Here is a 23,750-nt window from a genome sequence, read left to right on the forward strand (position 1 = left end):
TGGCCGGTCGGCAACGGCGTTGGCACAGTGGGGCCATGCGGGGGTGGTGGCGGGACCTCACCGACCTGGTGCTGCCGGCCGAGTGCGGAGGCTGCGGGACGCCTCGTACGGTGCTCTGCACACAGTGCCGTGTCGTCCTGAGCGGAGCCGCACCGCGCCGGGTGCGGCCGGTGCCGGAGCCGCCCGGGCTGCCGGCCGTGCACGCGGCTGCACCGTACGCGGACGAGGTGCGGGCGATGCTGCTCGCCCACAAGGAACGCGGTGCGCTCGCGCTCGCCGGGCCGCTCGGCACGGCCCTGGCGGATGCGGTGCGGGCGGGACTGCGGGAGGCGACGGCCCGGGCCGGGGCGGGTCGGGTGCCGGATCCGGGTGGCCGGGCCGTGCTGCTCGTTCCCGTGCCGTCCGCGCCTGGTGCGGTGCGTGCGCGGGGGCACGATCCGGTGCGGCGGATCGCGCTCGCGGCGGCCGGGCAGCTGCGGCGGGCCGGGACGCCGGCCCGGGTGGTCGCCGTACTGCGGCAGCGGCGTGCCGTGGCTGACCAGGCGGGGCTCGACTCCCGGCAGCGGCTGGAGAACCTCGCGGGCGCGCTGGAGGCGGTCCCCGGCGGTGGCCGGCTGCTGAGCGGCGGACCGGTCGTGCTGGTCGACGACCTGATGACGACGGGTGCGTCCCTGGCGGAGGCGGTGCGTGCGGTGCGGGCGGCGACGGCCGTGTACGCGGCGGTGGCATGGGAAGGAAGAGGGCTACGGGGCAGTGGAACAGCGCGAGAGAGGGCGGACCGGATGCCCGTCGCCGGAGTGGCGGGCGTGCGCGGAGCCGGCGGCGCCGGTGACGTGGTCAGTGCGGCTGTGATCGCGGCATCGCCGGATTCCTTCGAAATAAATCGGAACTGACTGAGAACTTGCATCGTTGCAGGTGATGAGAGGGTCATTCACCTGAACGGAGGTACGCCGCAGTAGAGGGTGACGACATCCGTCCGGGCGAGATATGTTCGGTTGTGAGGGAAAGCCGCAGGCCACACCTCTCATATCCGAACGCCGTGTTGCGGGCTTTTCGCAAACAGCCGCGCCGGTGGAATGGAGATCTTGCCCGCGGGGGAGGAGGTGGAAGTCACCGAGTCCGAGGTTCCGGGGCTCACCGGAGCCTGGTGCAAAAGGGAGATGCTCCGCAGCGCAGCGGAGCGATCCGGGAACGGAGTTCTGCGTGGACATCGTCGTCAAGGGCCGCAAGACCGAGGTGCCCGAGCGGTTCCGGAAGCACGTGGCCGAGAAGCTGAAGCTGGAGAAGATCCAGAAGCTCGATGGCAAGGTGATCAGCCTCGACGTCGAGGTGTCCAAGGAGCCCAACCCCCGACAGGCGGACCGCAGTGACCGAGTGGAGATCACGCTCCGCTCCCGCGGTCCGGTGATCCGGGCGGAGGCAGCGGCGAGCGACCCGTACGCAGCGCTCGACCTGGCGGCGGAGAAGTTGGGCGCACGGCTGCGCAAGCAACACGACAAGCGCTTCTCCCGGCGCGGCGCGCGCCGCCGCACGGCCGCTGAGGTCCCCGACCACGTCCCGGACGCCGCCACGCTCAACGGGACCGGCGCCGTCCGCGAGCCGGAGCCGAGCGGTGTACCCACCAAGAAGATCGGCACGCTGGAAGTGCTGGGTGACGGCCCCCTCGTCGTCCGCGAGAAGACCCACGTCGCTGCCCCGATGACCCTCGACCAGGCGCTCTACGAGATGGAACTGGTCGGGCACGACTTCTACCTGTTCATCGACTCCGAGACCAAGGAACCCAGTGTCGTCTACCGGCGGCACGCGTACGACTACGGCGTGATCCACCTCAGTACCGACACCATGGTCACCCAGGCACACACACCCGAGGCGGGCGACACGATCGGCGGCTGACCGCGCCGGGTGACAGCTGAGCCGGTGCCCCTGGAGCGCGTGTGCGCCCCCAGGGGCACCCCTGTGCGACCACTTCGCGCCCCGCTCTGTCACCCCGCTGTCGCCCGGGCATGAAATCATGGCCGCAACGGCTCAAGCGGTGGGCCGTTGCCTTGGGTTGGCGATGGCTCAGGACCACAGGCCAAAGCCTTCAGGGGGAGGAACGATGGCGGACAGCTTCGGACCGATGCGGGACGAGGATGCCGACGACGGCGTCGTCGGCATGGGCCCGGACGAGGGCAGCACTCCACGCAAGGAGCCGATCAGAGTCCTGGTGGTGGACGACCACGCCCTGTTCCGCCGTGGCCTGGAGATCGTGCTGGCCGCCGAGGAGGACATCCAGGTCATCGGGGAGGCCGGGGACGGCGCCGAGGCCGTGGAGAAGGCCGCCGACCTGCTGCCCGACATCGTGCTGATGGACGTACGGATGCCCAAGCGGGGCGGGATCGAGGCGTGCACCTCCATCAAGGAGGTGGCACCCAGCGCCAAGATCATCATGCTGACGATCAGCGACGAGGAAGCCGACCTGTACGACGCGATCAAGGCGGGCGCGACCGGCTATCTCCTCAAGGAGATCTCCACGGACGAGGTGGCCACCGCGATCCGCGCGGTCGCCGACGGGCAGTCGCAGATCAGTCCCTCCATGGCGTCGAAGCTGCTCACCGAGTTCAAGTCGATGATCCAGCGGACCGACGAGCGCCGGCTCGTGCCCGCACCGCGGCTGACGGACCGTGAGCTTGAGGTCCTCAAGCTCGTCGCCACGGGGATGAACAACCGGGACATCGCCAAGGAGTTGTTCATCTCCGAGAACACCGTGAAGAACCATGTACGCAACATCCTGGAGAAGCTGCAACTGCACTCCAGGATGGAGGCCGTGGTCTACGCGATGCGGGAGAAGATCCTGGAGATCCGCTGAGGGCCCGGCGGTCCGCCAGCGGAGTGACGCTCAGGCGAGTATGCGGGTGATTTCCTTCACGAGGGGCTCGCGGTGCTCCGGGGCGTCCACCCGTTCCACGCGTACGTCCGTGCAGTTCACCCAGGTCGCTGCCTCGACGAGCGCCTGTGCGACCGACGGGACTGCCTTCGGGCCGTCCAGAGTGACCTGCCTGGCCACCAGCGTGTGGCCCTCGCGGGCCGGGTCGACGCGGCCGACGAGGTGGCCGCCGGCCAGGACCGGCATCGCGAAGTAGCCGTGCACCCGCTTGTGCTTGGGGACGTAGGCCTCCAGGCGGTGGGTGAAGCCGAAGATCCGCTCCGTGCGTGCCCGTTCCCAGATCAGGGAGTCGAAGGGGGACAGGAGCGTGGTGCGGTGGCGGCCGCGGGGCGGGGTCTGCAGGGCCGCGGGGTCGGCCCAGGCCGGCTTACCCCAGCCCTCGACCGTGACCGGGACCAGGCCCGAGTCGGCGATCACCGCGTCGACCTGTTCGGCCTTGAGGCGGTGGTAGTCGGCGATGTCCGCGCGGGTGCCGACGCCGAGGGACTGGCCCGCGAGACGGACCAGGCGGCGCAGGCATTCGGTGTCGTCCGGCTCGTCGTGCAGGAGGGTGTCCGGGACGGCGCGTTCGGCGAGGTCGTACACGCGTTTCCAGCCGCGGCGCTCCACGCAGACCACTTCGCCGTACATCAGGGCGCGTTCGACGGCGACCTTGGTGCCGGACCAGTCCCACCAGTCGTTAGTCTTCTTCGCCCCGCCCAGTTCGGTTGCCGTGAGGGGGCCTTCGGAGCGGAGCTGTTTGATGACCTGGTCGTAGGCGCCGTCGGGGAGTTCGTGGTTCCAGTGAGGGCGGTTGCGGTAGGCGCGGCGGCGGAAGGCGAAGTGGGGCCACTCCTCGATGGGGAGGATGCAGGCGGCGTGGGACCAGTACTCGAAGGCGTGGGGTCGTGCCGAAGGCGCGCCAGAAGATGCAGCTTTCCAGTAGGCGTGTTCTACGGTCTTGCGGCCTATCGCGCCGAGGCGGGCGTACGGGACGAGTTCGTGGGAGCGGGCGAGGACCGAGATCGTGTCGAGCTGGACCGCGCCGAGGTGACGGAGGATGCCGCGGGTGCCTGAGCGGCGGTTGGGGGCGCCGAGGAAGCCCTGGGCTCGTAGGGCGATGCGGCGGGCGTCGTCTGCGGTGAGGGTGGTGGTGGGGCGCGGGGTCGTCATGGATCCGCACCATAGGGGGTGGCACTGACAGCGGGCGTTGAGCGGTGTTTGGGGTGACCGTTGGCTGGTGCGGGCCCGGGATAAGTGTCGTTTGCCTGCGCTGGCGGGGTGCCGCTGCGCCCACTCGTGCCGCCCTGGGGGTACCTCCCAGGCCCTTGAGGCACTGGGGGAGGCACGCATGCCCGCAGCTACGACGACGGCTGCGCTCTGCGTTGGGCACGACTGCCGCGGCTTGCGGCATGGCTGGACGCCGTTGGCGAGTGGGGTGTTCAGGGGCGGGAGGGGAGGTACTGGGTTGTTGAGGGTAGGGAGAGGTCTGAGGGGAGCAGGGAGGCCACCCAGCAGTCGCGGAGGACTCCGGTGTGGTTGGTGGCGGCGCGTAGGGTGCCTTCGAGGGTGAAGCCGGTGCGTTCCGCCACCGCGCGGGACGGGGTGTTGCCGACCTCGGCACGCCACTCCAGGCGGTCGATCTTCAGGTGGGTGAAGGCCCAGCGCGCGGCCGTGAGGGTGGCCTCGGTGACGTAGCCCTTGCCGCGGTGCTCCTTGGCGCACCAGAAACCGATCTCGGCGACGCCCAGGGCGCGCATCGTGATGCCGAGTGTGCCCGCCAGTTCCCCGGAGGGGAGGAAGAGGCCGAACGTGAACATGGAGTCGTTCGCCCAGCCGTCCGGTGCCGCCTGCTCCGTGAACGACTGCGCGTGTTCGAGGAGATACGGGGAGGGGATCATGGTCCAGCGCTGGACGTCGGGGTCCTGGCAGGCGGCGTACACCGCGTCGGTGTCCTGCGGGCCCACCGTGCGCAGCACGAGGCGGTCGGTGGTGAGTGTGACGGGGTCCATCGGCCGATTCTGCTCGGGACGCGAGGCACGCGCCATCGCTTTGCCGTACGTGAGCGGGTGATCACGGTTCGCGCAATCCGACGGCGGAATGCGGCACCATCCGAGGGGGCCGGACGTTGTCCCCTTGAAGCACTCGCAAGCCGACGTGACAGAGAAATGATGAAGTGGACGGTCGCTGTCATGGCGGGCCCTCCCGGCGCGGTGGGGTCCTCGCATACGATGGCCGTTGCTCAATGAGTCAAGTAGTAACCGACCGTCCCAGGCCCGACCGGCAAGGAGACCAACCCCCGTGTCCGTCCTCTCGAAGATCATGCGTGCAGGCGAAGGCAAGATCCTGCGCAGGCTGCACCGCATCGCGGACCAGGTCAACTCCATCGAAGAGGACTTCGTCGACCTCTCCGACGCCGAGCTGCGGGCCCTCACCGATGAGTACAAGCAGCGCTACGCAGACGGTGAGAGCCTGGACGACCTGCTGCCCGAGGCGTACGCCACCGTCCGAGAAGCCGCCAAGCGCGTCCTCGGCCAGCGGCACTACGACGTGCAGATCATGGGCGGCGCCGCCCTGCACATGGGCTACGTGGCCGAGATGAAGACCGGTGAGGGCAAGACCCTCGTCGGCACGCTGCCCGCGTATCTCAACGCCCTGTCCGGCGAGGGCGTCCACATCATCACGGTCAACGACTACCTGGCCGAGCGCGACTCCGAGATGATGGGCCGCGTCCACCGGTTCCTCGGCCTGAACGTGGGCTGCATTCTGGCCAACATGACGCCGGCCCAGCGCCGCGAGCAGTACGCGTGCGACATCACGTACGGCACGAACAACGAGTTCGGCTTCGACTACCTGCGCGACAACATGGCGTGGTCGAAGGAGGAGCTCGTCCAGCGTGGCCACAACTTCGCCATCGTCGACGAAGTCGACTCCATCCTCATCGACGAGGCCCGTACGCCGCTGATCATCTCCGGCCCGGCCGACCAGGCCACCAAGTGGTACGGCGACTTCGCCAAGCTGGTCACGCGCCTCAAGCGCGGCGAGGCCGGAAACCCCCTGAAGGGCATCGAGGAGACCGGCGACTACGACGTCGACGAGAAGAAGCGCACGGTCGCCATCCACGAGCCCGGCGTCACCAAGGTCGAGGACTGGCTCGGCATCGACAACCTCTACGAGTCGGTGAACACCCCGCTCGTCGGCTACCTGAACAACGCCATCAAGGCCAAGGAGCTCTTCAAGCGCGACAAGGACTACGTCATCATCGACGACGAAGTCATGATCGTCGATGAGCACACCGGCCGTATCCTCGCCGGCCGCCGCTACAACGAGGGCATGCACCAGGCGATCGAGGCGAAGGAAGGCGTGCCGATCAAGGACGAGAACCAGACGCTCGCCACGATCACCCTCCAGAACTTCTTCCGCCTGTACAAGCGCCACGACCACGACGGCAAGGAAGTGCCCGGCCTGTCCGGCATGACCGGTACGGCGATGACCGAGGCCGCCGAGTTCCACCAGATCTACAAGCTCGGCGTGGTCCCGATCCCGACGAACCGGCCGATGGTCCGCGCGGACCAGTCGGACCTGATCTACCGCACCGAGGTCGCCAAGTTCGAGGCGGTCGTCGACGACATCGCCGAGAAGCACGAGAAGGGCCAGCCGATCCTCGTCGGCACCACCTCGGTCGAGAAGTCCGAGTACCTCTCGCAGCAGCTCAGCAAGCGCGGTATCCAGCACGAGGTGCTGAACGCCAAGCAGCACGACCGTGAGGCGCAGATCGTCGCCCAGGCCGGCCGCAAGGGCTCCGTGACCGTGGCCACGAACATGGCCGGCCGTGGTACGGACATCATGCTCGGCGGCAACCCTCAGCACCTTGCCGAGGCGGAGCTGCGCCAGCGCGGTCTCGACCCGGAGGAGCACATCGAGGAGTGGGCCGTGGCCCTGCCCGAGGCGCTCAAGCGGGCCGAGGCGGCGGTCAAGGCCGAGAAGGAGGAGGTCGAGTCGTTCGGCGGGCTGTACGTGCTGGGCACCGAGCGGCACGAGTCGCGGCGGATCGACAACCAGCTGCGCGGCCGTTCCGGCCGGCAGGGCGACCCCGGCGAGTCCCGCTTCTACCTCTCTCTGGGCGACGACCTGATGCGGCTGTTCAAGGCCCAGATGGTCGAGCGCGTGATGTCGATGGCGAACGTCCCGGACGACGTGCCGATCGAAAACAAGATGGTCACGCGCGCGATCGCCTCCGCCCAGTCGCAGGTCGAGACGCAGAACTTCGAGACCCGTAAGAACGTCCTGAAGTACGACGAGGTCCTCAACCGGCAGCGCGAGGTCATCTACGGCGAGCGGCGCCGCGTCCTGGAGGGCGAGGACCTGCAGGAGCAGATCCACCACTTCATGGACGACACGATCGACGCCTACATCCAGGCCGAGACCGCCGAGGGCTTCCCCGAGGACTGGGACCTGGACCGGCTCTGGGGCGCCTTCAAGCAGCTGTACCCGGTGAAGGTCACCATCGAGGAGCTGGAGGAGGCGGCCGGCGACCGGGCCGGGCTGACCGCCGACTACATCTCGGACTCCATCAAGGACGACATCCACGAGCAGTACCAGGCGCGTGAGGAGCAGCTCGGCTCCGAGATCATGCGGGAGCTGGAGCGCCGGGTCGTGCTGTCGGTCCTGGACCGCAAGTGGCGCGAGCACCTCTACGAGATGGACTACCTCCAGGAGGGCATCGGCCTGCGCGCGATGGCCCAGAAGGACCCACTGGTCGAGTACCAGCGCGAGGGCTTCGACATGTTCACCGCGATGATGGAGGGCATCAAGGAGGAGTCCGTCGGCTACCTGTTCAACCTGGAGGTCCAGGTCGAGCAGCAGGTCGAGGAGGTCCCGGTAGAGGACACCAAGCCGGTGGCCGATCTGGAGAAGAAGGACGCTGTGCCGGCGCAGGCGGGCGCCCGCCCGGAGATCCGCGCCAAGGGGCTGGACGCCCCGCAGCGGCGGAACCTGCACTTCTCCGCGCCGACGGTCGACGGCGAGGGCGGCACCATCGAGGGCGACTTCACCACCGACGACGAGCCCGTGCGCTCCCCGGCCGACGGCCTCACGCGCGCGGAGCGCCGCAAGCAGGCGCGGGGCGGGCGGCGTCGTAAGAAGTGACGCGGGCGGGGCCCTGCGGGCGGCCTGCACCCTGTCGGTGCGGTACGCGTGCGAGGCTCCTGTCTTGTGCCGCGTGAGCTGGCGTGATCGGTTCGTGTGGCTCGGGTCGAGTCCGGGGCATCGCGGTCGGCTCGGGCGTCGCGGCTGAGGTGTGAAGGGCCGGGCATTTCTGGGTGCCCGGCCCTTCGGTGTGCGCGGGTGCGTGCGGACGGTTCCCTGTGGGCGTGCGGTCGGTCAGTCGACGTTCGTGTGGGGTGGGCGGGGGCCGCCCAGTTCCACCGCTGTGCAGCGCCAGCGCAGGTCCTGGCCCAGTTCCAGGCGGAAGGCCATGGCGCGCAGCCGGTCGCCGGCGCCGATGCGGGCAAAGGCCTCGATGGCGCCGGGGCACGGCATGAAGTAGCCGATGTCGCGGACGACGGGGCGGGTGCCGCGCGTGGTGCGCAGGGGGCCGCGTTCGGCCAGCCAGGCCAGTTCGTCGTAGGCACGGCCCACGGTGTGGCGGAGCATCGCGTGGACGGGGCGTTGGCCGCTCAGAACCGCGAGGAGACGCTCGGCGAAGAGGTCGGTGGGGCGGGGTTGCGGGATGGGGCGGCGTGGGGTCTGAGCGGGGACGACCGGGGCGGCGGCCGGGGACGTCGGCCGGGGTGTGGTCCCGGTGCCGCTGCGGGCGGTGGTGGGGGCCTGTCGGGGGGTGATGCCGGTGGCCCGGGAGGTGGTGGGAGTCCCGGAAGCGGTGCCTGTGGTTCGGGGAGCCGTCGGGAGTGATCGAGGGGTGGTGGCGTTGGGGGAAGCCGGTGGGCGGGTGTCTGCCGGCCTGGTGTGGAGGGCGGTGGCGCGTCCCGGTGGGCGGCCGTCGCCCGGCGTCGTGGAGAGCGTGCCCGAGCCGGGGGCGCGGGGCGGGGTGCCGCCGGGGCGGCGGGGGTCGCGGCGGCTCGGCGGGCGGGTGCCCGGTCGGTTCTGCGCCCTGGTCATGACCTTGTGCATGGGAGTCCCCGTTCGGCGGCCCGGATGGTACCGGGCAGTAACTTCGTGGTTGGTGATCTTGTACGGGGCCGAAGCGGGCGGGGGCAAGGAACCGCGAGTGCGGGTCGGGGTGGCCGGAGGGTTCACCTATCAGGGTGACCGGAGGGGGTGGAAGCCCGCGCTGGGGCGGGTGGCGGGGGTGAGTTCCGGGGACGGAGGTGGACGCCTCGACGGGGGCGGGCAGGGACCCGAAAGGGGACTCCCGCACGTATCCTGAAGGCCTCCGGGAGACGCGGGTCCTCTCTTCCCGGGGGTGTTATGCGGAGCCCTCCGACCACGAAAGCGGCCAGCCATGCGCGTCTACGTCCCCCTGACCCTCTCCGGTCTCGCCGAGGCGTACAAGACGGGTGAGCTGGGGCCCGGACCGCTCGTCGCGTACGCCGTCACGCCCGCGTTGCGCGAGTGGTATCTCTCCGACGACATCGAGGAGCTGGAGTACGCGGCGCTGAACCGGGCCGCGCAGGCCTCGCTGCGGCTGCTGGCGGCCGACCGCGGGGCGCCTCGGCGCCGGGTCGTGGTGGCCGTGGACGTGGCCGACGCGGCGGCGAGTGCGGACCCCGACCGGGGGCTGGATCCGGCGGCGCTGGGTGAGGTGCGGGTGGAGGGTGCCGTGCCGCTGGGCAAGGCGGCGTCGGTGCATGTCGATGCGGGGGATGCGGAAGGGGACGTTGCCGCGGCGGCGGAGGCGTTGGGGGCGGCGGATGCCGGGGACGACGATGCGCAGTTCGTCGTGGACGGGGCCGAGGACCACGAGCTGCTGTGGTACGCGACGCAGGAGATCGCGAATCTGGTGGGGCTCGGGGGCTGAGTCGCGGTTCGCGGTCCGGGATGGGGGCTGTGGTGGGTTGGGGCCGGTCTGGACTGGGGTTTCCTTGATTGTCAGTGGGGGCGGGTACGGTTTTTGGCATGGGGAAGCAGGTAGGCGCGCACATTGTCTGGGACTGGAACGGGACGCTGTTCCACGACATTGACGCGGTGATCGGGGCGACGAACGCGGCGTTCGGCGAGCTGGGGCTGGAGCAGATCACGCTGGAGCAGTACCGGGAGCTGTACTGCGTGCCGGTGCCGAAGTTCTACGAGCGGTTGATGGGGCGGCTGCCGACCGAGGCCGAGTGGGAGGTCATGGACGAGACGTTCCATCGGTACTACGACGAACATCGGGTGCGGTGCGGGCTTGCCGACGGGGCGGCGCAGCTGCTCGCGGAGTGGCGGTCGGCGGGGCACAGTCAGTCGCTGCTGAGCATGTACGGGCATGAGGAGCTTGTTCCGCTGGTGCGGAGGTTCGGGATCGAGGCGCACTTCATACGGGTGGACGGGCGGACCGGGCCGTCCGGGGGCAGTAAGGCGGAGCACATGGTGCGGCATCTCGGAGCGTTAAGTGGGGTGGTGGCCGCGCGGACCGTGGTGATCGGGGATGCGGCGGATGACGCGGTGGCCGCGCGGAGTGTGGGGGCGCGGGCGGTGCTGTATGCCGGCGGTTCGCACAGCCGGGCGAGCCTTGAGGGAGTGGGGGTGCCGGTGGTGGATACGTTGGGTGAGGCCGTTGCGGAGGCGGAGCGGTTGGCGATGTGACCGGGGGCTGTTTGCTCGACGGCACGGTGTTGTGGCTGGGGCTCCGCCACGGACCCGGCAGGTGCTCCGCCCCCTGGGCCGCCGCCATTCGCCCTCCCCCTCCCACCGCACTGTGCAGAACGTCAAACTTCCAGCCCCTGTTTTGTACACATACGGCTCATGACGGGCCCCCTGTAAGGAGCGATAGCCTTAGTGGCGTGATCAGCGCGATAGCTCGCGGGGGCCTCGGTGTCCCTGCCTTGCGCCCGGGGTCTGCGGATGACATCCGTGGCCGGGTGGCGGTCGCTGGTCTTCGGGGGTGGGCCGGGACGTCAAGGGTTCCCGGGGAGCCGGGCAGGGCCGGGGTCGGGACGGTGCCGCGAGCAGCGTCACACCTGTCGGCGAACTCAAAAAACGGCTCAGACACCCCCGCTCCGCTCCCCCTGCGGCATAGCGTCGAAGCAGACCGGACACCCCGCGTCGAGGCGTTGCGTCGGAAGGGCGGAGACCGTACTTCCTTCTACGTCACGCAACGGCGCGCGACAGGAGCCAGAGGACAATGCAGACCAAGCTGGACGAAGCAAAGGCCGAGCTGCTCGAAAGGGCCGCCCGGGTAGCTGAGAACAGCCCGGTCGGGGGGCACCTACCGACTGGGACGACGGGCGAGGACACCCCGGAGACCCCGGACCGCGAATCCGTGCTCGCGTTCCTCCAGCGCTACTACCGGCACACCGCCCCGGAGGACCTCACCGACCGCGACCCGGTCGACGTCTTCGGAGCCGCCGTATCGCACTACCGGCTGGCCGAGAACCGCCCCCAGGGCACGGCCAACGTGCGGGTCCACACCCCGACCGTGGAGGAGAACGGCTGGACGTGCAGCCACACCGTGGTTGAGGTGGTGACCGATGACATGCCGTTCCTCGTCGACTCCGTCACCAATGAGCTGACACGGCAGGGGCGGGGGATCCATGTCGTCATCCACCCCCTGTTCATCGCGCGGCGCGATGTCACCGGTCAGCTCATCGAGGTGCTCAGCGACCCGGAGGACGGCGACCGTCCGCACGACGCGCACACCGAGTCCTGGATCCACGTCGAGATCGACCGCGAGACCGACCGCGCCGATCTGAAGCAGATCACCGCCGACCTGCTGCGCGTCCTGTCCGACGCCCGGGAGGCCGTCGAGGATTGGGAGAAGATGCGGGACGCGGCGACCCGGCTCGCCGACGGGCTGCTGGAGGAGCCCGTTCCGGGCGATCTGCCGGGGCCGCAGGTCGACGAGGCCCGTGAGCTGCTGCGCTGGCTGGCCGACGACCACTTCACCTTCCTCGGGTACCGCGAGTACGAGCTGCGCGGCGACGACTCGCTGGCCGCCGTGCCGGGGACGGGGCTGGGGATTCTGCGGGCCGATCCGCACCACGCCGGTGAGGACGCCCACCCCGTCAGCCCGTCCTTCGAGCGGCTGCCGGCCGACGCGCGCCGCAAGGCCCGCGAGCACAAGCTGCTCGTGCTGACCAAGGCCAACAGCCGGGCGACCGTGCACCGGCCGTCGTACCTGGACTACATCGGCGTCAAGAAGTTCGACGCGAACGGGGAGGTCGTCGGGGAGCGGCGGTTCCTGGGACTGTTCTCCTCGGCCGCGTACACCGAGTCCGTGCGCCGGGTTCCGGTCATCCGGCGCAAGGTGCAGGAGGTGCTGGAGCGGGCCGGGTTCCTGCCCAACAGCCACGACGGGCGCGATCTGCTGCAGATCCTGGAGACCTATCCGCGCGACGAGCTGTTCCAGACGCCCGTCGACGAACTCCAGTCCATCGTCACCTCCGTGCTCTACCTCCAGGAGCGGCGGCGGCTTCGGCTCTATCTGCGGCAGGACGAGTACGGGCGGTACTACTCCGCGCTGGTCTACCTGCCGCGCGACCGGTACACGACCGGGGTGCGGCTGAGGATCATCGACATCCTGAAGGAGGAGCTCGGCGGGATCAGCGTCGACTTCACCGCCTGGAACACCGAGTCGATCCTCTCCCGGCTGCACTTCGTGGTCCGCGTCCCGCAGGGCACCGAGCTGCCGCAGCTGTCCGACTCCGACAAGGAGCGCATCGAGGCGCGGCTGGTGGAGGCCGCCCGCTCCTGGGCCGACGGGTTCGGCGAGGCGCTCAACGCCGAACTCGGCGAGGAGAAGGCGGCGGAGCTGCTGCGCCGGTACAACAACGCCTTCCCCGAGGGCTACAAGGCCGACCACAGTCCGCGCGCCGCCGTCGCCGACCTCGTCCATCTGGAACAGCTCAGCGAGGAGCACAACTTCGCGCTCAGCCTGTACGAGCCGGTGGGCGCGACGCCGGAGGAGCGCCGGTTCAAGATCTACCGCAAGGGTGACTCCATCTCCCTCAGCGCCGTCCTGCCCGTGCTGCAGCGGCTCGGCGTCGAAGTCGTCGACGAGCGGCCGTACGAGCTGCGCTGCGCGGACCGCAGCGTCGCCTGGATCTACGACTTCGGGCTGCGCATGCCCAAGCCGAAGAACGGCAGTGACTACTCCGGTGACGACGCCCGCGAGCGGTTCCAGGACGCCTTCGCCGCCACCTGGACCGGCAAGGCGGAGAACGACGGCTTCAACGCGCTGGTGCTGCGCGCCGGGCTGAGTTGGCGGCAGGCGACGGTGCTGCGGGCGTACGCCAAGTACCTGCGGCAGGCCGGGTCCACGTTCAGCCAGGACTACATGGAGGACACCCTCCGCAACAACGTCCACACCACCCGGCTGCTCGTCTCCCTGTTCGAGGCGCGGATGTCGCCGGAACGGCAGCGCGCCGGGCGCGAGATCGTGGACGCGCTGCTCGAAGAGGTCGACGCGGCCCTCGACCAGGTGGCCTCCCTCGACGAGGACCGGATCCTGCGGTCCTTCCTCACCGTCATCAGGGCGACGCTGCGGACGAACTTCTTCCAGGAGGCGGCGGGCGGCAGGCCGCACGCGTACGTCTCCATGAAGTTCGACCCGCAGGCGATCCCGGATCTGCCGGCGCCGCGGCCGGCGTACGAGATCTGGGTGTACTCGCCGCGGGTGGAGGGTGTCCACCTGCGGTTCGGCAAGGTCGCGCGCGGCGGCCTGAGGTGGTCCGACCGCCGGGAGGACTTCCGGACCGAGATCCTCGGGCTGGTCAAGGCGCAGATGGTGAAGAACACCGTTATCGTGCCGGTCGGCGCCAAGGGCGGGTTCGTGGCCAAGCAGCTGCCGGATCCGTCCGTGGACCGGGACGCGTGGCTGGCCGAGGGCGTCGCCTCGTACAAGACGTTCATCTCGGCGCTGCTCGACATCACCGACAACATGGTGGCCGGGGAGGTCGTCCCGCCCGCCGACGTCGTCCGGCACGACGAGGACGACACCTACCTCGTCGTCGCCGCCGACAAGGGCACCGCGACCTTCTCCGACATCGCCAACGAGGTCGCCGAGAAGTACAACTTCTGGCTCGGCGACGCCTTCGCCTCCGGCGGCTCGGCCGGCTACGACCACAAGGGCATGGGGATCACCGCCCGCGGCGCCTGGGAGTCCGTCAAGCGGCACTTCCGGGAGCTGGGCGTGGACACGCAGAGCGAGGACTTCATGGTCGTCGGCATCGGCGACATGTCCGGTGACGTGTTCGGCAACGGCATGCTGCTCAGCGAGCACATCCGCCTGGTCGCCGCCTTCGACCACCGGCACATCTTCATCGACCCGAACCCGGACGCGGCCACCTCGTACGCCGAGCGGCGCCGCGTCTTCGAACTGCCGCGCAGCTCCTGGGCCGACTACGACAAGGAGCTGATCTCGGCGGGCGGCGGCGTCTTCCCGCGCAGCGCCAAGGCGATCCAGCTCAACAGCCACATCCGGCGGGCCCTGGGCATCGAGGGCAAGGTCTCCAAGATCACCCCGGCCGACCTGATGAAGGCGATCCTGCAGGCGCCGGTGGACCTGCTGTGGAACGGCGGCATCGGCACGTACGTGAAGTCCGGCGTGGAAACCAACGCCGACGTCGGCGACAAGGCCAACGACGCCATCCGCGTCGACGGCAAGGACCTGCGCGTCAAGGTCGTCGGCGAGGGCGGCAACCTGGGCCTGACCCAGCTCGGCCGGATCGAGTTCGCGATGCACGGCGGCCGGGTCAACACCGACGCCATCGACAACAGCGCGGGCGTGGACACCTCCGACCACGAGGTCAACATCAAGATCCTGCTCAACGGGCTCGTCGCGGACGGCGACATGACCGTCAAGCAGCGCAACAAGCTGCTCGCCGAGATGACCGACGAGGTCGGCCGCCTGGTCCTGCGCAACAACTACGCGCAGAACACGGCCATCGCCAACGCGCTCGCCCAGTCCAAGGACATGCTCCACGCCCAGCAGCGCTTCATGAAGCACCTGGTGCGCGAGGGCCACCTCAACCGGGCGCTGGAGTTCCTGCCCACCGACCGCCAGATCCGCGAGCGCCTCGGCGCGGGCCAGGGCCTGACCAGCCCGGAGACGGCCGTCCTGCTGGCGTACACGAAGATCACGGTCGCCGAGGAGCTACTGCACACCTCGCTGCCCGACGACCCGTACCTGCGCAGCCTGCTGCACGCGTACTTCCCGACGGCCCTGCAGGAGCAGTTCCCCGACCGCATCGACGGCCACCCGCTGCACCGCGAGATCACCACGACCGTCCTGGTCAACGACACGGTCAACACGGGCGGTACGACGTATCTGCACCGGCTGCGCGAGGAGACCGGCGCCTCGCTGGAGGAGATCGTGCGGGCGCAGACCGCGGCGCGCGTGATCTTCCGCGCGGCGGCTGTGTGGGACGGGGTCGAGGCGCTCGACAACAGGGTCGAGGCCGCCGTGCAGACCCGTATCCGCCTGCACTCGCGCCGCCTGGTGGAGCGCGGCACGCGCTGGCTGCTCAACAACCGGCCGCAGCCGCTCCAGCTCGCCGAGACCGTCGGCTTCTTCGCCGAGGGCGTCGAACAGGTGTGGTCCCAGCTGCCGAAGCTGCTGCGCGGCGCGGACCTGGAGTGGTACCAGCGGATCTGCGACGAGCTGACCGGCGCCGGCGTCCCGGAGGAGCTCGCCACCCGGGTGGCCGGGTTCTCCTCCGCCTTCCCGAGCCTGGACATCGTCTCGGTCGCCGACCGCATGGGCCGGAAGCCGCTGGAGGTCGCCGAGGTCTACTACGACCTCGCCGACCGGCTGCGGATCACCCAGCTGATGGACCGCATCATTGAGCTGCCCCGCGCCGACCGCTGGCAGTCCATGGCCCGCGCGGCGATCCGCGAGGACCTGTACGCGGCGCACTCGGCGCTGACGGCGGACGTACTCGCGGCGGCCGACGGGTCCGCGACGCCCGAGCAGCGCTACAAGGTGTGGGAGCAGAAGAACGCGGCGATCCTGGGCCGGGCGCGGACGACGCTGGAGGAGATCCGCAGCTCGGAGTCGTTCGACCTCGCCAATCTTTCGGTGGCGATGCGGACGATGCGGACGTTGCTGCGGACGCATTCGTAGCCGTACGGCATTGAAGGCGCCCCGGGCCGGAAACGGCTCGGGGCGCCTTTCTCTAGGCGTGCCTTAGGAGGAATCGAGTGGAGGACTTACCGTTTCCGGCTAAGGCTTACTGGGTGACTGTCAACGTGTCCGAGGAGCGGGTGATCGCTCCTCCCCGGCCGGTGAAGCGCGTCGTACTCGAAGTGGTGAACTTCGGGGTCGTCGGCGGCAGCGGCGTCGCGGTGAATTTCCTCGTCTTCAATCTGCTGCTGCACGGCCTCGCCTGGCCCGCCATGGTGGCGACCGTGCTGGCCAGCCTCCTCGCCATGGGCAGCAATTACCTGGGCTTCCGGTATTTCACCTACCGGGACCGGGCCGCGCGCACCCACCGCCAGATCGTGCTGTTCTTCGTCTTCAGCGGAATCGGGGTCGCCATGGAGAGCGGCCTGTTCTACGTCGGATATCACGGCCTCGGACTGCACGGGCCCCTCCAGTCGAATCTGGTGAAGGCCCTGTCGATCGTCCTCGCCTCCGCGTTCCGCTTCCTCGTTTACCGGACCTGGGTGTTCCAGCATGATGCGCGCCGCGGTTAGACCGGCGGTCGTGGCGCAGGCGGGGGCCGCGGTCGTCGTCCTGCTGCTGCTTCTGGTGATCGTGCGGCTGCCGTGGGCCGGTGACCTCGGGATGCATGCGGCGACCGTCGAACGGCTGCGGCACAGCCTTGTCGACCCCGGGAATCCGCTGGTCGACGCCGACACGCCGAGTCCGTACTACTCGCCGTGGATGCTCCTGCTCGGCTGCGTGGCGCGGGTGAGCGGGCTGTCGGTGTTCCTGGTGCTGCGTATCGGCGCGCTGGTGGGGCTCGGGCTGCTCGTCTCCGGGGCCTGGCGGTACGTGCGGGTGCTGAGCGCGCATCGGGCGGCGCCCGCGCTGGTGCTGCTGAGCCTGGTGTTCCTGTGGGGCACGGCCCTGTTCAACTGGAGCGGGCTTCTCGGGCTGAACTCGCTCGCGCTGACCGTGTCGTATCCGAGTGTGTTCGCGCTCGGGCTCGCGTTTCACTTCTGGGCGTGGCTGGCGGGGGCGCTGCGGGCGGGAGTGGGGGCCGGGTGGGGGGTGTGGCTCGGTCTGGGGGCGCTGTGGGCGGTGATTCTGCTGTGCCACCAGTTCTCGGGGGTCGTGGCCTCGCTGGGGGCGCTCGCCACGGTGGTCGCTGCGCGGCCCGGGCGGGGGGTGTGGGTGCGGTTGGGGGCCGGGCTGGTGGCGGGGGTGTTGGTACTGGCGGTGTGGCCGTACTACGACTTCTTCGCGCTGTTCGGTGCCGGGGCGGATCTGGAGGCGGTGCACCGGCCGCTGTACCGGGATCTGCTCGGGCGGTACTGGCTGGTGCTGGTCGGTGTGGTGGCGTTGGGGCTGCGGTGGCGGCGGGACCGGTGGGATCCCTTGGTGATCTTCTTCGTGCTGGGGGTGCTGGTGTTCGCGGCGGGTGGGGTGAGTGGGCACTACTCGTGGGGGCGGGCGTTGCCGGCCGCGCTGATTCCGGCGCAGGTTGCGGCGGGGGTGGAGGCGGTGGAGGTCGTGGCTGGCCGCCGGGGGGTGGTGCGGGCGGGGTGGGCCTCGGTGCTGGCGGGGGCGTTGGCTGTGGGGGCGTGGACGCAGGCGGGGACGGTGGGGTACGTCGTGCCGCGGGGGGATCTGCCGGGGATCGTGGCGGCGAAGTACCGGGTGCCGTGGGTGGGGTACCAGTGGATCACGCCGTGGGTGAAGTACGGGGACGTGGTCATGGCGCGCACGTTTCCGGCGCGGCAGATTCCGGCGTACGGGGCGTATACCGTCGCGCCGGGGTATCCCGACTTCTTTCTGCCGGATGCGGGGCGGAGGGAGGCGGCGGTGCGGAGGTACTTCGGGGTGGGGGTGTCGGGGGAGGAGCGGGGGGAGATTCTGCGGGAGTACGGGGTGCGGTGGGTGGTGGATCGGGGGGATGGGCTGCAGGGGGTTGGAGGGCTGCGGGAGGTGGCTCGGGGGCCGGGTGGGCAGGTGTTGTACGCGGTGGTGCGGTGAGGAGGGTGTTCGGCGTTCGTGTGGGCCTGGGCTTGTTTCGCCCCCGCCGCCCCTACCCGTCCCGTGCTGACGGTCGGCGGTCTGGCGTTGGCCGGGCGGCGGCGGGCCCCGGTTGGCGTTCTGGTCGTCACCGGGGTGTGCGCGGTGGGGTATCAGGCGGCCGGATTCGACGTGCCGGCCGTCGCCTACCTGTTCGCGGTGTACGCCGCCGTACGGGCCGGACACCACATCGTCACCGTGGCGGCGACCGTGGCCCTGCGGGCCGCGCTTCCGCTCGCCGCGCTGGCCTCGGGGCTGCACGACACCGGGGAGGCGTTCGCGCAGGCCCGCGGTGCCCTGGAGGTCGCCTGGCTGATCGCCGCGGGTGCCGCAGGCGAGGCGCTGCGGCAGGCCGAGCGGCGGGCGGACGAGGCCGAGCGCACCCGGGAGGAGGCCGCACGGCACCGCGCCGACGAGGAGCGGCTGCACATCGCGCGGGAACTGCACGACTCGCTCACCCACCAGATCTCGGTCGTCAAGGTGCAGGCCGAAGTCGCCGTCCACCTCGCCCGCAGGCGGGGCGAGGACGTGCCGGAGGCCCTGCTGGCGATCCAGCAGGCCGGCGGTGAGGCGGCCCGGGGCGGCGCACCGGGCCCCGCCGTCCCGGCTTCCGGCGTCGGGCTGCTCGGGATGCGCGAGCGCGTCACCGCCCTGGGCGGTCGGCTGCACGCCGGGCCGCGCAGCGAGGGCGGCTTCACCGTCCAGGGCGAGATTCCCCTGGACAGGACATCGGCTCTCGTCGACAGGACATCGACTCCGGGGGACCGTACGCCGACCCCGACAAATCTGACGCCGGCTCCCGTGGACCGTACGCCTGCCCCCATGGACCTGACGCCGACTCCCGTAGACCGTACGGCGCCTCCCGTCGACCGCACGCCGACTCCCGCACACCGCACGCCAACCCCCAGGGACCACCCCTCATGATCCGCGTCCTCCTGGTCGACGACCAGCCCCTCCTGCGCAGTGGATTCCGCGCGCTCCTGGGCGCCGAGGACGACATCGACGTGGTGGCCGAGCCTCCGACGGCGAGGAGGGGCTGGCGCTCGCCCGGGAGCACCTGCCCGATGTCGCGCTCGTCGACGTCCAGATGCCGGTCATGGACGGCATCGAGGCGACCCGCCGCACCGCCGCGGACCCGGCCCTGTCCGGGGTGCACGTCGTCATCCTGACCAACTACTGCTTCGACGAGTACGTCTTCGATGCCCTGCGCGCCGGCGCAGCCGGATTCATCGTCAAGGACATCCATCCGGAGGACTTCCTGCACGGCGTACGAGTCGCCGCGCGCGGTGACGCACTGCTGGCGCCCTCGGTCACCCGCAAGCTCATCCACCGGTACGTCACCCAGCCGCTCGGCATCGGGACAGGCACGAACCTGGAGGAGCTGACCAACCGGGAACGCGAGGCCGTCGCCCTGGTCGCGCAGGGGCTGTCCAACGAGCAGATCGCCGACCGCATGGTGATCAGTCCGCTGACCGCGAAGACCCACATCAACCGGGCCATGGCCAAGCTCCACGGCCGCGACCGCGCCCAGCTCGTGGTCCTCGCCTACGAGTCCGGCCTCGTTACCCCACGCGAACCAGGCTGACCCCACTGGGCACCAGGCCGATCCCGCTCAGCGCAACGCGCTCGCCACGAGCCGGGCCGCTCGCCGCACCCTCGGCCGCGCCACCTTCCGTGCCACCGGGCGGATCACCCGCGCCGTCACCCCCACCGGCTCCCAGCGCACCTGGAGGCGGCCCGGGCCGTGGCCCTCCGGTTCGACGGTCACCCGGTGGGGCGCTGTGCCGCTGCGGTAGGCGACCTGGGCGGTGAAGGGCGGGAAGAACAAAGGGGCCAGGAGCAGGCCCGTGTGGGTGAGGGACCGGTGTTCCAGGCGGAGCACGGGGTGGCGGGTGCCGGCGAAGCCCTGGAGGGGGAGGGCGGCTGTCGCGAGGTCCAGGTGGACGTGGCCCTCGAAGATGCCGGGGCTGACCGGGGAGAGGCGGAAGGGGACGCGGAGGCGGCGCCGGCCGGGGGCCAGGAGGAGGATGGCGCGGTGGGGGCCGACGGGGAGGCGCAGGGCTGGGTCGTAGGTGCGGACGGTGAGGTCGAGGGAGGCGCCCGGGCCTCGGGTGAGGTCCGTGATCTCGTGGCGGAACTGGGCGCTGGGGAAGGGACGCGTGTCCAGCTCCAGGTCGGTCACGTCCAGTTCGCGGCGCGCCCGGTCGGAGTCCGGGACCCGGTCGCCCCAGTACGTGCGGCCCTCCGCGTCCGTCGTCACCTGCCGCGGTGCCACGCCGTGGCCGAGGCCGCGCGCCGCCAGCTGTGCCTCGGGCAGGCGGAGGTCGCGGACCAGCTGGAGGACGACGCGTTCGGCGCGCGGGAGACGTTCGTAAGCGCCGGGGGCGAGGGTGGCCAGGTAGGGGTTCATCAGCTCCGCGAAGGACGTCAGCCAGGTCTCGTCGCGGTAGGGGAGGTCCCCGGCGTACATCCGGAAGTCGTGCTTGAGGAACTTGTGGTCCTTGTCCTCGCGCAGCGCCGCGTGCCCGCTCTCGGCCAGGAAGTCGTCGATGAGGTGCTGGACGTGGATGCGGTCGCGGACGTTGGTGAGCCTGTGCCGCTGGTTCGATATCGACGCTGCGTCAGAGACGGCGTACGGGGCTATGTACCAGCGGTAGACCGGCTCCGGGATGATCGTGAACGACCTGGCCAGGCAGTACGCCTGCGCGGAGAACAGCTGGTCCTCGTAGTGGATGCCCTCGGGGAAGCGCAGACCGTGCCGGTCGAGGAAGGCGCGGGCGTACATCTTGCTGGTCGACAGGTGCTCGAAGAGCAGGCGCGGCTCGGACTCGATGCCGTGGACCGTGCGGCGCTCGGCGACCAGGTGCGGCATCCAGGTCGAGCGGCGGCCGCTGTCCACCCGGATCCGCTGTACGGCGCCCATCGCGAAGTCGATCTCCTGCTCGCGGTGCGCGGCCAGCAGCAGCGCGACCGCGTCCGGCGGGAGTTCGTCGTCGCTGTCCAGGAACATCAGGTACGGCGCCCGGGCGATCTCCAGCGCCCGGTTGCGCGGGGCGCTGCATCCGCCGCTGTTCTCCGGCATGCGCAACACACGGATACGGCCGTCCTGTGCCGCCAGCCGCCGGGCCACCGCCGGGGTGTCGTCCGTGGAGTGGTCGTCGCTGATGACGATCTCGATGTTCGCGTGGGTCTGGCGGCGGACGGACTCGACCGCGCGGGGGAGGCGTTCGGCGTCGTTGTGGACGATGACGGTGACCGTCACGTCGGGGGTCATACGGCCTCCTCCGGGCGCGGCGCGGGGGTGCGGTCCTCGAGCGGGAGGACCGGGGGCAGCGAGTCCTCGCCCGCGCCGAGGAAGACCCGGCGTACGACGCGCTCGGCGGCGCGTCCGTCGTCGTACTCGCAGAACCGGCGCCGGAAGACGGCCCGCGTCTTCGCCGCGCTCTCGTCGCGCCAGGCGTCGGTGGTGAGGATCTCGGTGAGGTCCTGCTGGGTGCGGGACACCTGGCCCGGTGGCTCGGCCAGGAGGTCGAAGTAGACGCCGCGGGTGGTGCAGTAGGTGTCCCAGTCGTCGGCGTGGATGACGATCGGGCGGTCGAGGTTGGCGTAGTCGAACATGATCGAGGAGTAGTCCGTGACCAGGACGTCCGCGGCCAGGCAGAGGTCCTCGACCGGGTCGTAGGAGGAGACGTCGACGATCCGGCCGGTGCGGCGCAGGCCCGTCAGGGGGGACGCCGTTCCGTTGTAGAAGTAGTGGCCGCGGACCAGGAGGACCGTGTTCTCGCCCAGGCGGTCGGCGAGGGCGGCGAGGTCCAGGCGGGGGGTCCAGCCGGCTTCGTAGTCGCGGTGGGTCGGGGCGTAGAGGACGGCCCGGCGGCCGGGCTGGATGCCGAGGCGGGCGCGGATCGCGCGGATGTCCTGAGCGGTCGCCTTGTAGTAGACGTCGTTGCGCGGATAGCCGTAGTCCAGGGACGTGTAGCGGGCGGGGTAGGCCCGCTGCCACATGCGGGTGGTGTGGCTGTTGGCGGAGAGGCTGTAGTCCCACTTGTCGACGCGTTCCAGCAGGGCCCCGAAGTCAATGCCCTGCGCGGCGGCCGGGAACGGCATCTGGTCCACGCCCATTCGCTTGAGCGGGGTGCCGTGGTGGGTCTGGAGGTGGATCTGGCCGGGGCGCTTGACCAGCGCGTTGGGGAAGTTGACGTTGTTGACCAGGTACCGGGCGGTCGCCAGCACCTCCCAGTAGCGGCGGGTGCCGGGGACGACGTGGTCCGTGCCGGGCGGGAGCAGCGGCGCGTTCTGCGCGGTCACCACCCACACCGGGCGGATCTGCGGGGCGCGTTTCGCGAGCTCGGCGGCGATCGCGGCCGGGTTGCAGGTGACGCCGCGGTTCCAGTAGGCGGCGAAGACGGCCAGGTGGGGGTCGACCGGGCGGTCGAGGGCCCTGCGGTACTGGTGGTCACGCAGCCGCGCGCCGAGTTGGCGCTTGCCGGTCCGCAGGGTCGACCTCGCGGCGCGGCGGGTGCGGTTGGCGGCCTGGAAGGCGCGGTAGCGGCTGTAGGCGCCCCGTTCGAGGAGGCTGCGGCGGATGCCCTCCGATCCCGCCGGGGGGCGGTAGCCCTCGGGGCGGCGGCGCAGCGCGGCGAGCGAGGCGCGCCGGAAGAACTCGCGGGCCACCGGGTCCGGCATGGCCGAGCGGGCGAAGATGCGCAGCAGGTCGTGGACCATGACGTTGTACAGGACGGCGTGCGCGGCGGGGCGGTCCCGGGTGAGGTCGAGGAGGGTCTCGTAGCGGTCGACGAGGGCGTAGCGCTGCTCGGGGGTGAGCGGCGGGAGGCTCTCGGGCCGCGGGCGGCGGTCCTCGTAGGCGATGTGCGGCAGGCAGGCCATGCCGTCGGCGAGGAGGAGGGCGGCGTACGCGGCGAACGGCTCGTCGTCCGTGGTGAGCCGCTCCTCGTGCGCCCGCCAGAAGCCGGTGCGCAGGACGCGGGTGCCGAGCAGCGGGGTCAGGCGCAGCAGGGGCGCGCAGTCGCCTGCGCGGCCCGCGCGGGCGAGGAGGGGGCCGTCCGGGGAGGGCAGGCCCGAGGTCCGCCAGGTGCTGCGCAGGTGGTCCAGGAGCAGCACGTCGACCGTGTCGGGCAGTTCCGCGACGCGCTCGGCGACCATGCGCGGGGCGCCGGCGGGCAGCCCGTCCTTGGCGTGCACGAAGTGCAGCCAGTCGCCGGACGCCCGCGCGGCGCCCGCGGCCCGGGCCGCCGCGTCGCCGGTGCCGTCCGGCAGGGGCAGTACGGCACCGGCGCTGCCGGGCGCGTGGGCCTCGGCCGTCGCCCGGGCCCAGTCGCCGACCGCCGCGACGATCACCTCGGTGTCCGGGAGCGGGTGGGCGGCCAGGGAGTCGAGGAGTCCGGCCAGGTGGCCCTGGGTGTCCGGCCCGTGGACGATGACGCTGAGCCGGGGTGTCTGCGGCATCTCGGGCATCACGGTGGAACTCCTTCGCCTCTGTCTCTCCCGGCGCGACTATTCGGTCATAGTCCCATCAATGTGATGAACGAG

General features: G+C 70.7%; 14 protein-coding genes and 2 pseudogenes. 11 read left to right on the forward strand and 5 right to left on the reverse strand.

Features of this window, described 5'->3' with window-relative positions:
- Positions 1-35 precede the first annotated feature (35 nt).
- From H8R17_RS11180 to H8R17_RS11190, 3 genes are all read left to right on the forward strand, one after another.
- Complete coding sequence (locus H8R17_RS11180; protein ID WP_187823000.1) at positions 36-893, forward strand: ComF family protein; 858 nt, start codon at positions 36-38, stop codon at positions 891-893.
- 310 nt (positions 894-1,203) lie between these two features.
- Entirely contained in the window at positions 1,204-1,893 is a 690-nt protein-coding gene (gene hpf / locus H8R17_RS11185) for a ribosome hibernation-promoting factor, HPF/YfiA family (RefSeq protein ID WP_187823001.1), read from the forward strand.
- Positions 1,894-2,098: 205 nt separating this feature from the next.
- A complete protein-coding gene (locus H8R17_RS11190; protein ID WP_187823002.1) occupies positions 2,099-2,848 on the forward strand; it encodes a response regulator transcription factor in 750 nt (249 codons plus the stop codon).
- Positions 2,849-2,878: 30 nt separating this feature from the next.
- Here the strand turns inward: H8R17_RS11190 and H8R17_RS11195 are convergent, their stop codons facing one another.
- On the reverse strand, positions 2,879-4,078 hold the full coding sequence (locus H8R17_RS11195) for a winged helix-turn-helix domain-containing protein (protein WP_187823003.1): 1,200 nt from the start codon (positions 4,076-4,078) through the stop codon (positions 2,879-2,881).
- A 269-nt stretch (positions 4,079-4,347) separates the two neighbouring features.
- Positions 4,348-4,917, reverse strand: coding sequence for a GNAT family N-acetyltransferase (locus tag H8R17_RS11200; RefSeq protein ID WP_187823004.1), 570 nt, complete (start codon positions 4,915-4,917; stop codon positions 4,348-4,350).
- Between the two features lie 289 nt (positions 4,918-5,206).
- Here H8R17_RS11200 and secA point away from each other — a divergent pair, with 289 nt between their 5' ends.
- Positions 5,207-8,053 carry a preprotein translocase subunit SecA gene (gene secA / locus H8R17_RS11205; RefSeq protein ID WP_187823005.1) on the forward strand — a complete coding sequence of 949 codons (2,847 nt, stop codon included), beginning with the start codon at positions 5,207-5,209 and terminating at the stop codon, positions 8,051-8,053.
- Positions 8,054-8,287: 234 nt separating this feature from the next.
- Here the strand turns inward: secA and H8R17_RS11210 are convergent, their stop codons facing one another.
- Complete coding sequence (locus tag H8R17_RS11210; RefSeq protein WP_187823006.1) at positions 8,288-9,037, reverse strand: Rv3235 family protein; 750 nt, start codon at positions 9,035-9,037, stop codon at positions 8,288-8,290.
- A 331-nt stretch (positions 9,038-9,368) separates the two neighbouring features.
- Here H8R17_RS11210 and H8R17_RS11215 point away from each other — a divergent pair, with 331 nt between their 5' ends.
- From H8R17_RS11215 to H8R17_RS11245, 7 genes and pseudogenes are all read left to right on the forward strand, one after another.
- Positions 9,369-9,884 carry a DUF6912 family protein gene (locus H8R17_RS11215; protein ID WP_187823007.1) on the forward strand — a complete coding sequence of 172 codons (516 nt, stop codon included), beginning with the start codon at positions 9,369-9,371 and terminating at the stop codon, positions 9,882-9,884.
- A 98-nt stretch (positions 9,885-9,982) separates the two neighbouring features.
- On the forward strand, positions 9,983-10,648 hold the full coding sequence (locus tag H8R17_RS11220; protein ID WP_187823008.1) for an HAD family hydrolase: 666 nt from the start codon (positions 9,983-9,985) through the stop codon (positions 10,646-10,648).
- Positions 10,649-11,186: 538 nt separating this feature from the next.
- Positions 11,187-16,124, forward strand: a complete 4,938-nt coding sequence (locus tag H8R17_RS11225; RefSeq protein ID WP_187823009.1) for an NAD-glutamate dehydrogenase — start codon at positions 11,187-11,189, stop codon at positions 16,122-16,124.
- Positions 16,125-16,237: 113 nt separating this feature from the next.
- Entirely contained in the window at positions 16,238-16,696 is a 459-nt protein-coding gene (locus tag H8R17_RS11230) for a GtrA family protein (RefSeq protein ID WP_187823010.1), read from the forward strand.
- A complete protein-coding gene (locus H8R17_RS11235; RefSeq protein WP_187823088.1) occupies positions 16,680-18,161 on the forward strand; it encodes a hypothetical protein in 1,482 nt (493 codons plus the stop codon). The genes H8R17_RS11230 and H8R17_RS11235 overlap by 17 nt, the downstream gene beginning before the upstream one ends.
- 63 nt (positions 18,162-18,224) lie before the next feature.
- Positions 18,225-18,932, forward strand: a pseudogene (locus H8R17_RS11240) (histidine kinase); the annotation flags it as partial.
- 188 nt (positions 18,933-19,120) lie between these two features.
- Positions 19,121-19,785, forward strand: a pseudogene (locus H8R17_RS11245) (response regulator).
- Between the two features lie 27 nt (positions 19,786-19,812).
- On the opposite strand, the gene H8R17_RS11250 reads toward H8R17_RS11245, so the two are convergent.
- Both H8R17_RS11250 and H8R17_RS11255 read right to left on the reverse strand, forming a co-directional pair.
- A complete protein-coding gene (locus H8R17_RS11250; protein ID WP_187823011.1) occupies positions 19,813-21,474 on the reverse strand; it encodes a glycosyltransferase family 2 protein in 1,662 nt (553 codons plus the stop codon).
- On the reverse strand, positions 21,471-23,675 hold the full coding sequence (locus H8R17_RS11255; RefSeq protein WP_399476571.1) for a CDP-glycerol glycerophosphotransferase family protein: 2,205 nt from the start codon (positions 23,673-23,675) through the stop codon (positions 21,471-21,473). The genes H8R17_RS11250 and H8R17_RS11255 overlap by 4 nt, the downstream gene beginning before the upstream one ends.
- Positions 23,676-23,750 lie beyond the last annotated feature (75 nt).

This window comes from Streptomyces sp. TRM68367 (assembly GCF_014495685.1).
Classification (GTDB): Bacteria; Actinomycetota; Actinomycetes; order Streptomycetales; family Streptomycetaceae; genus Streptomyces.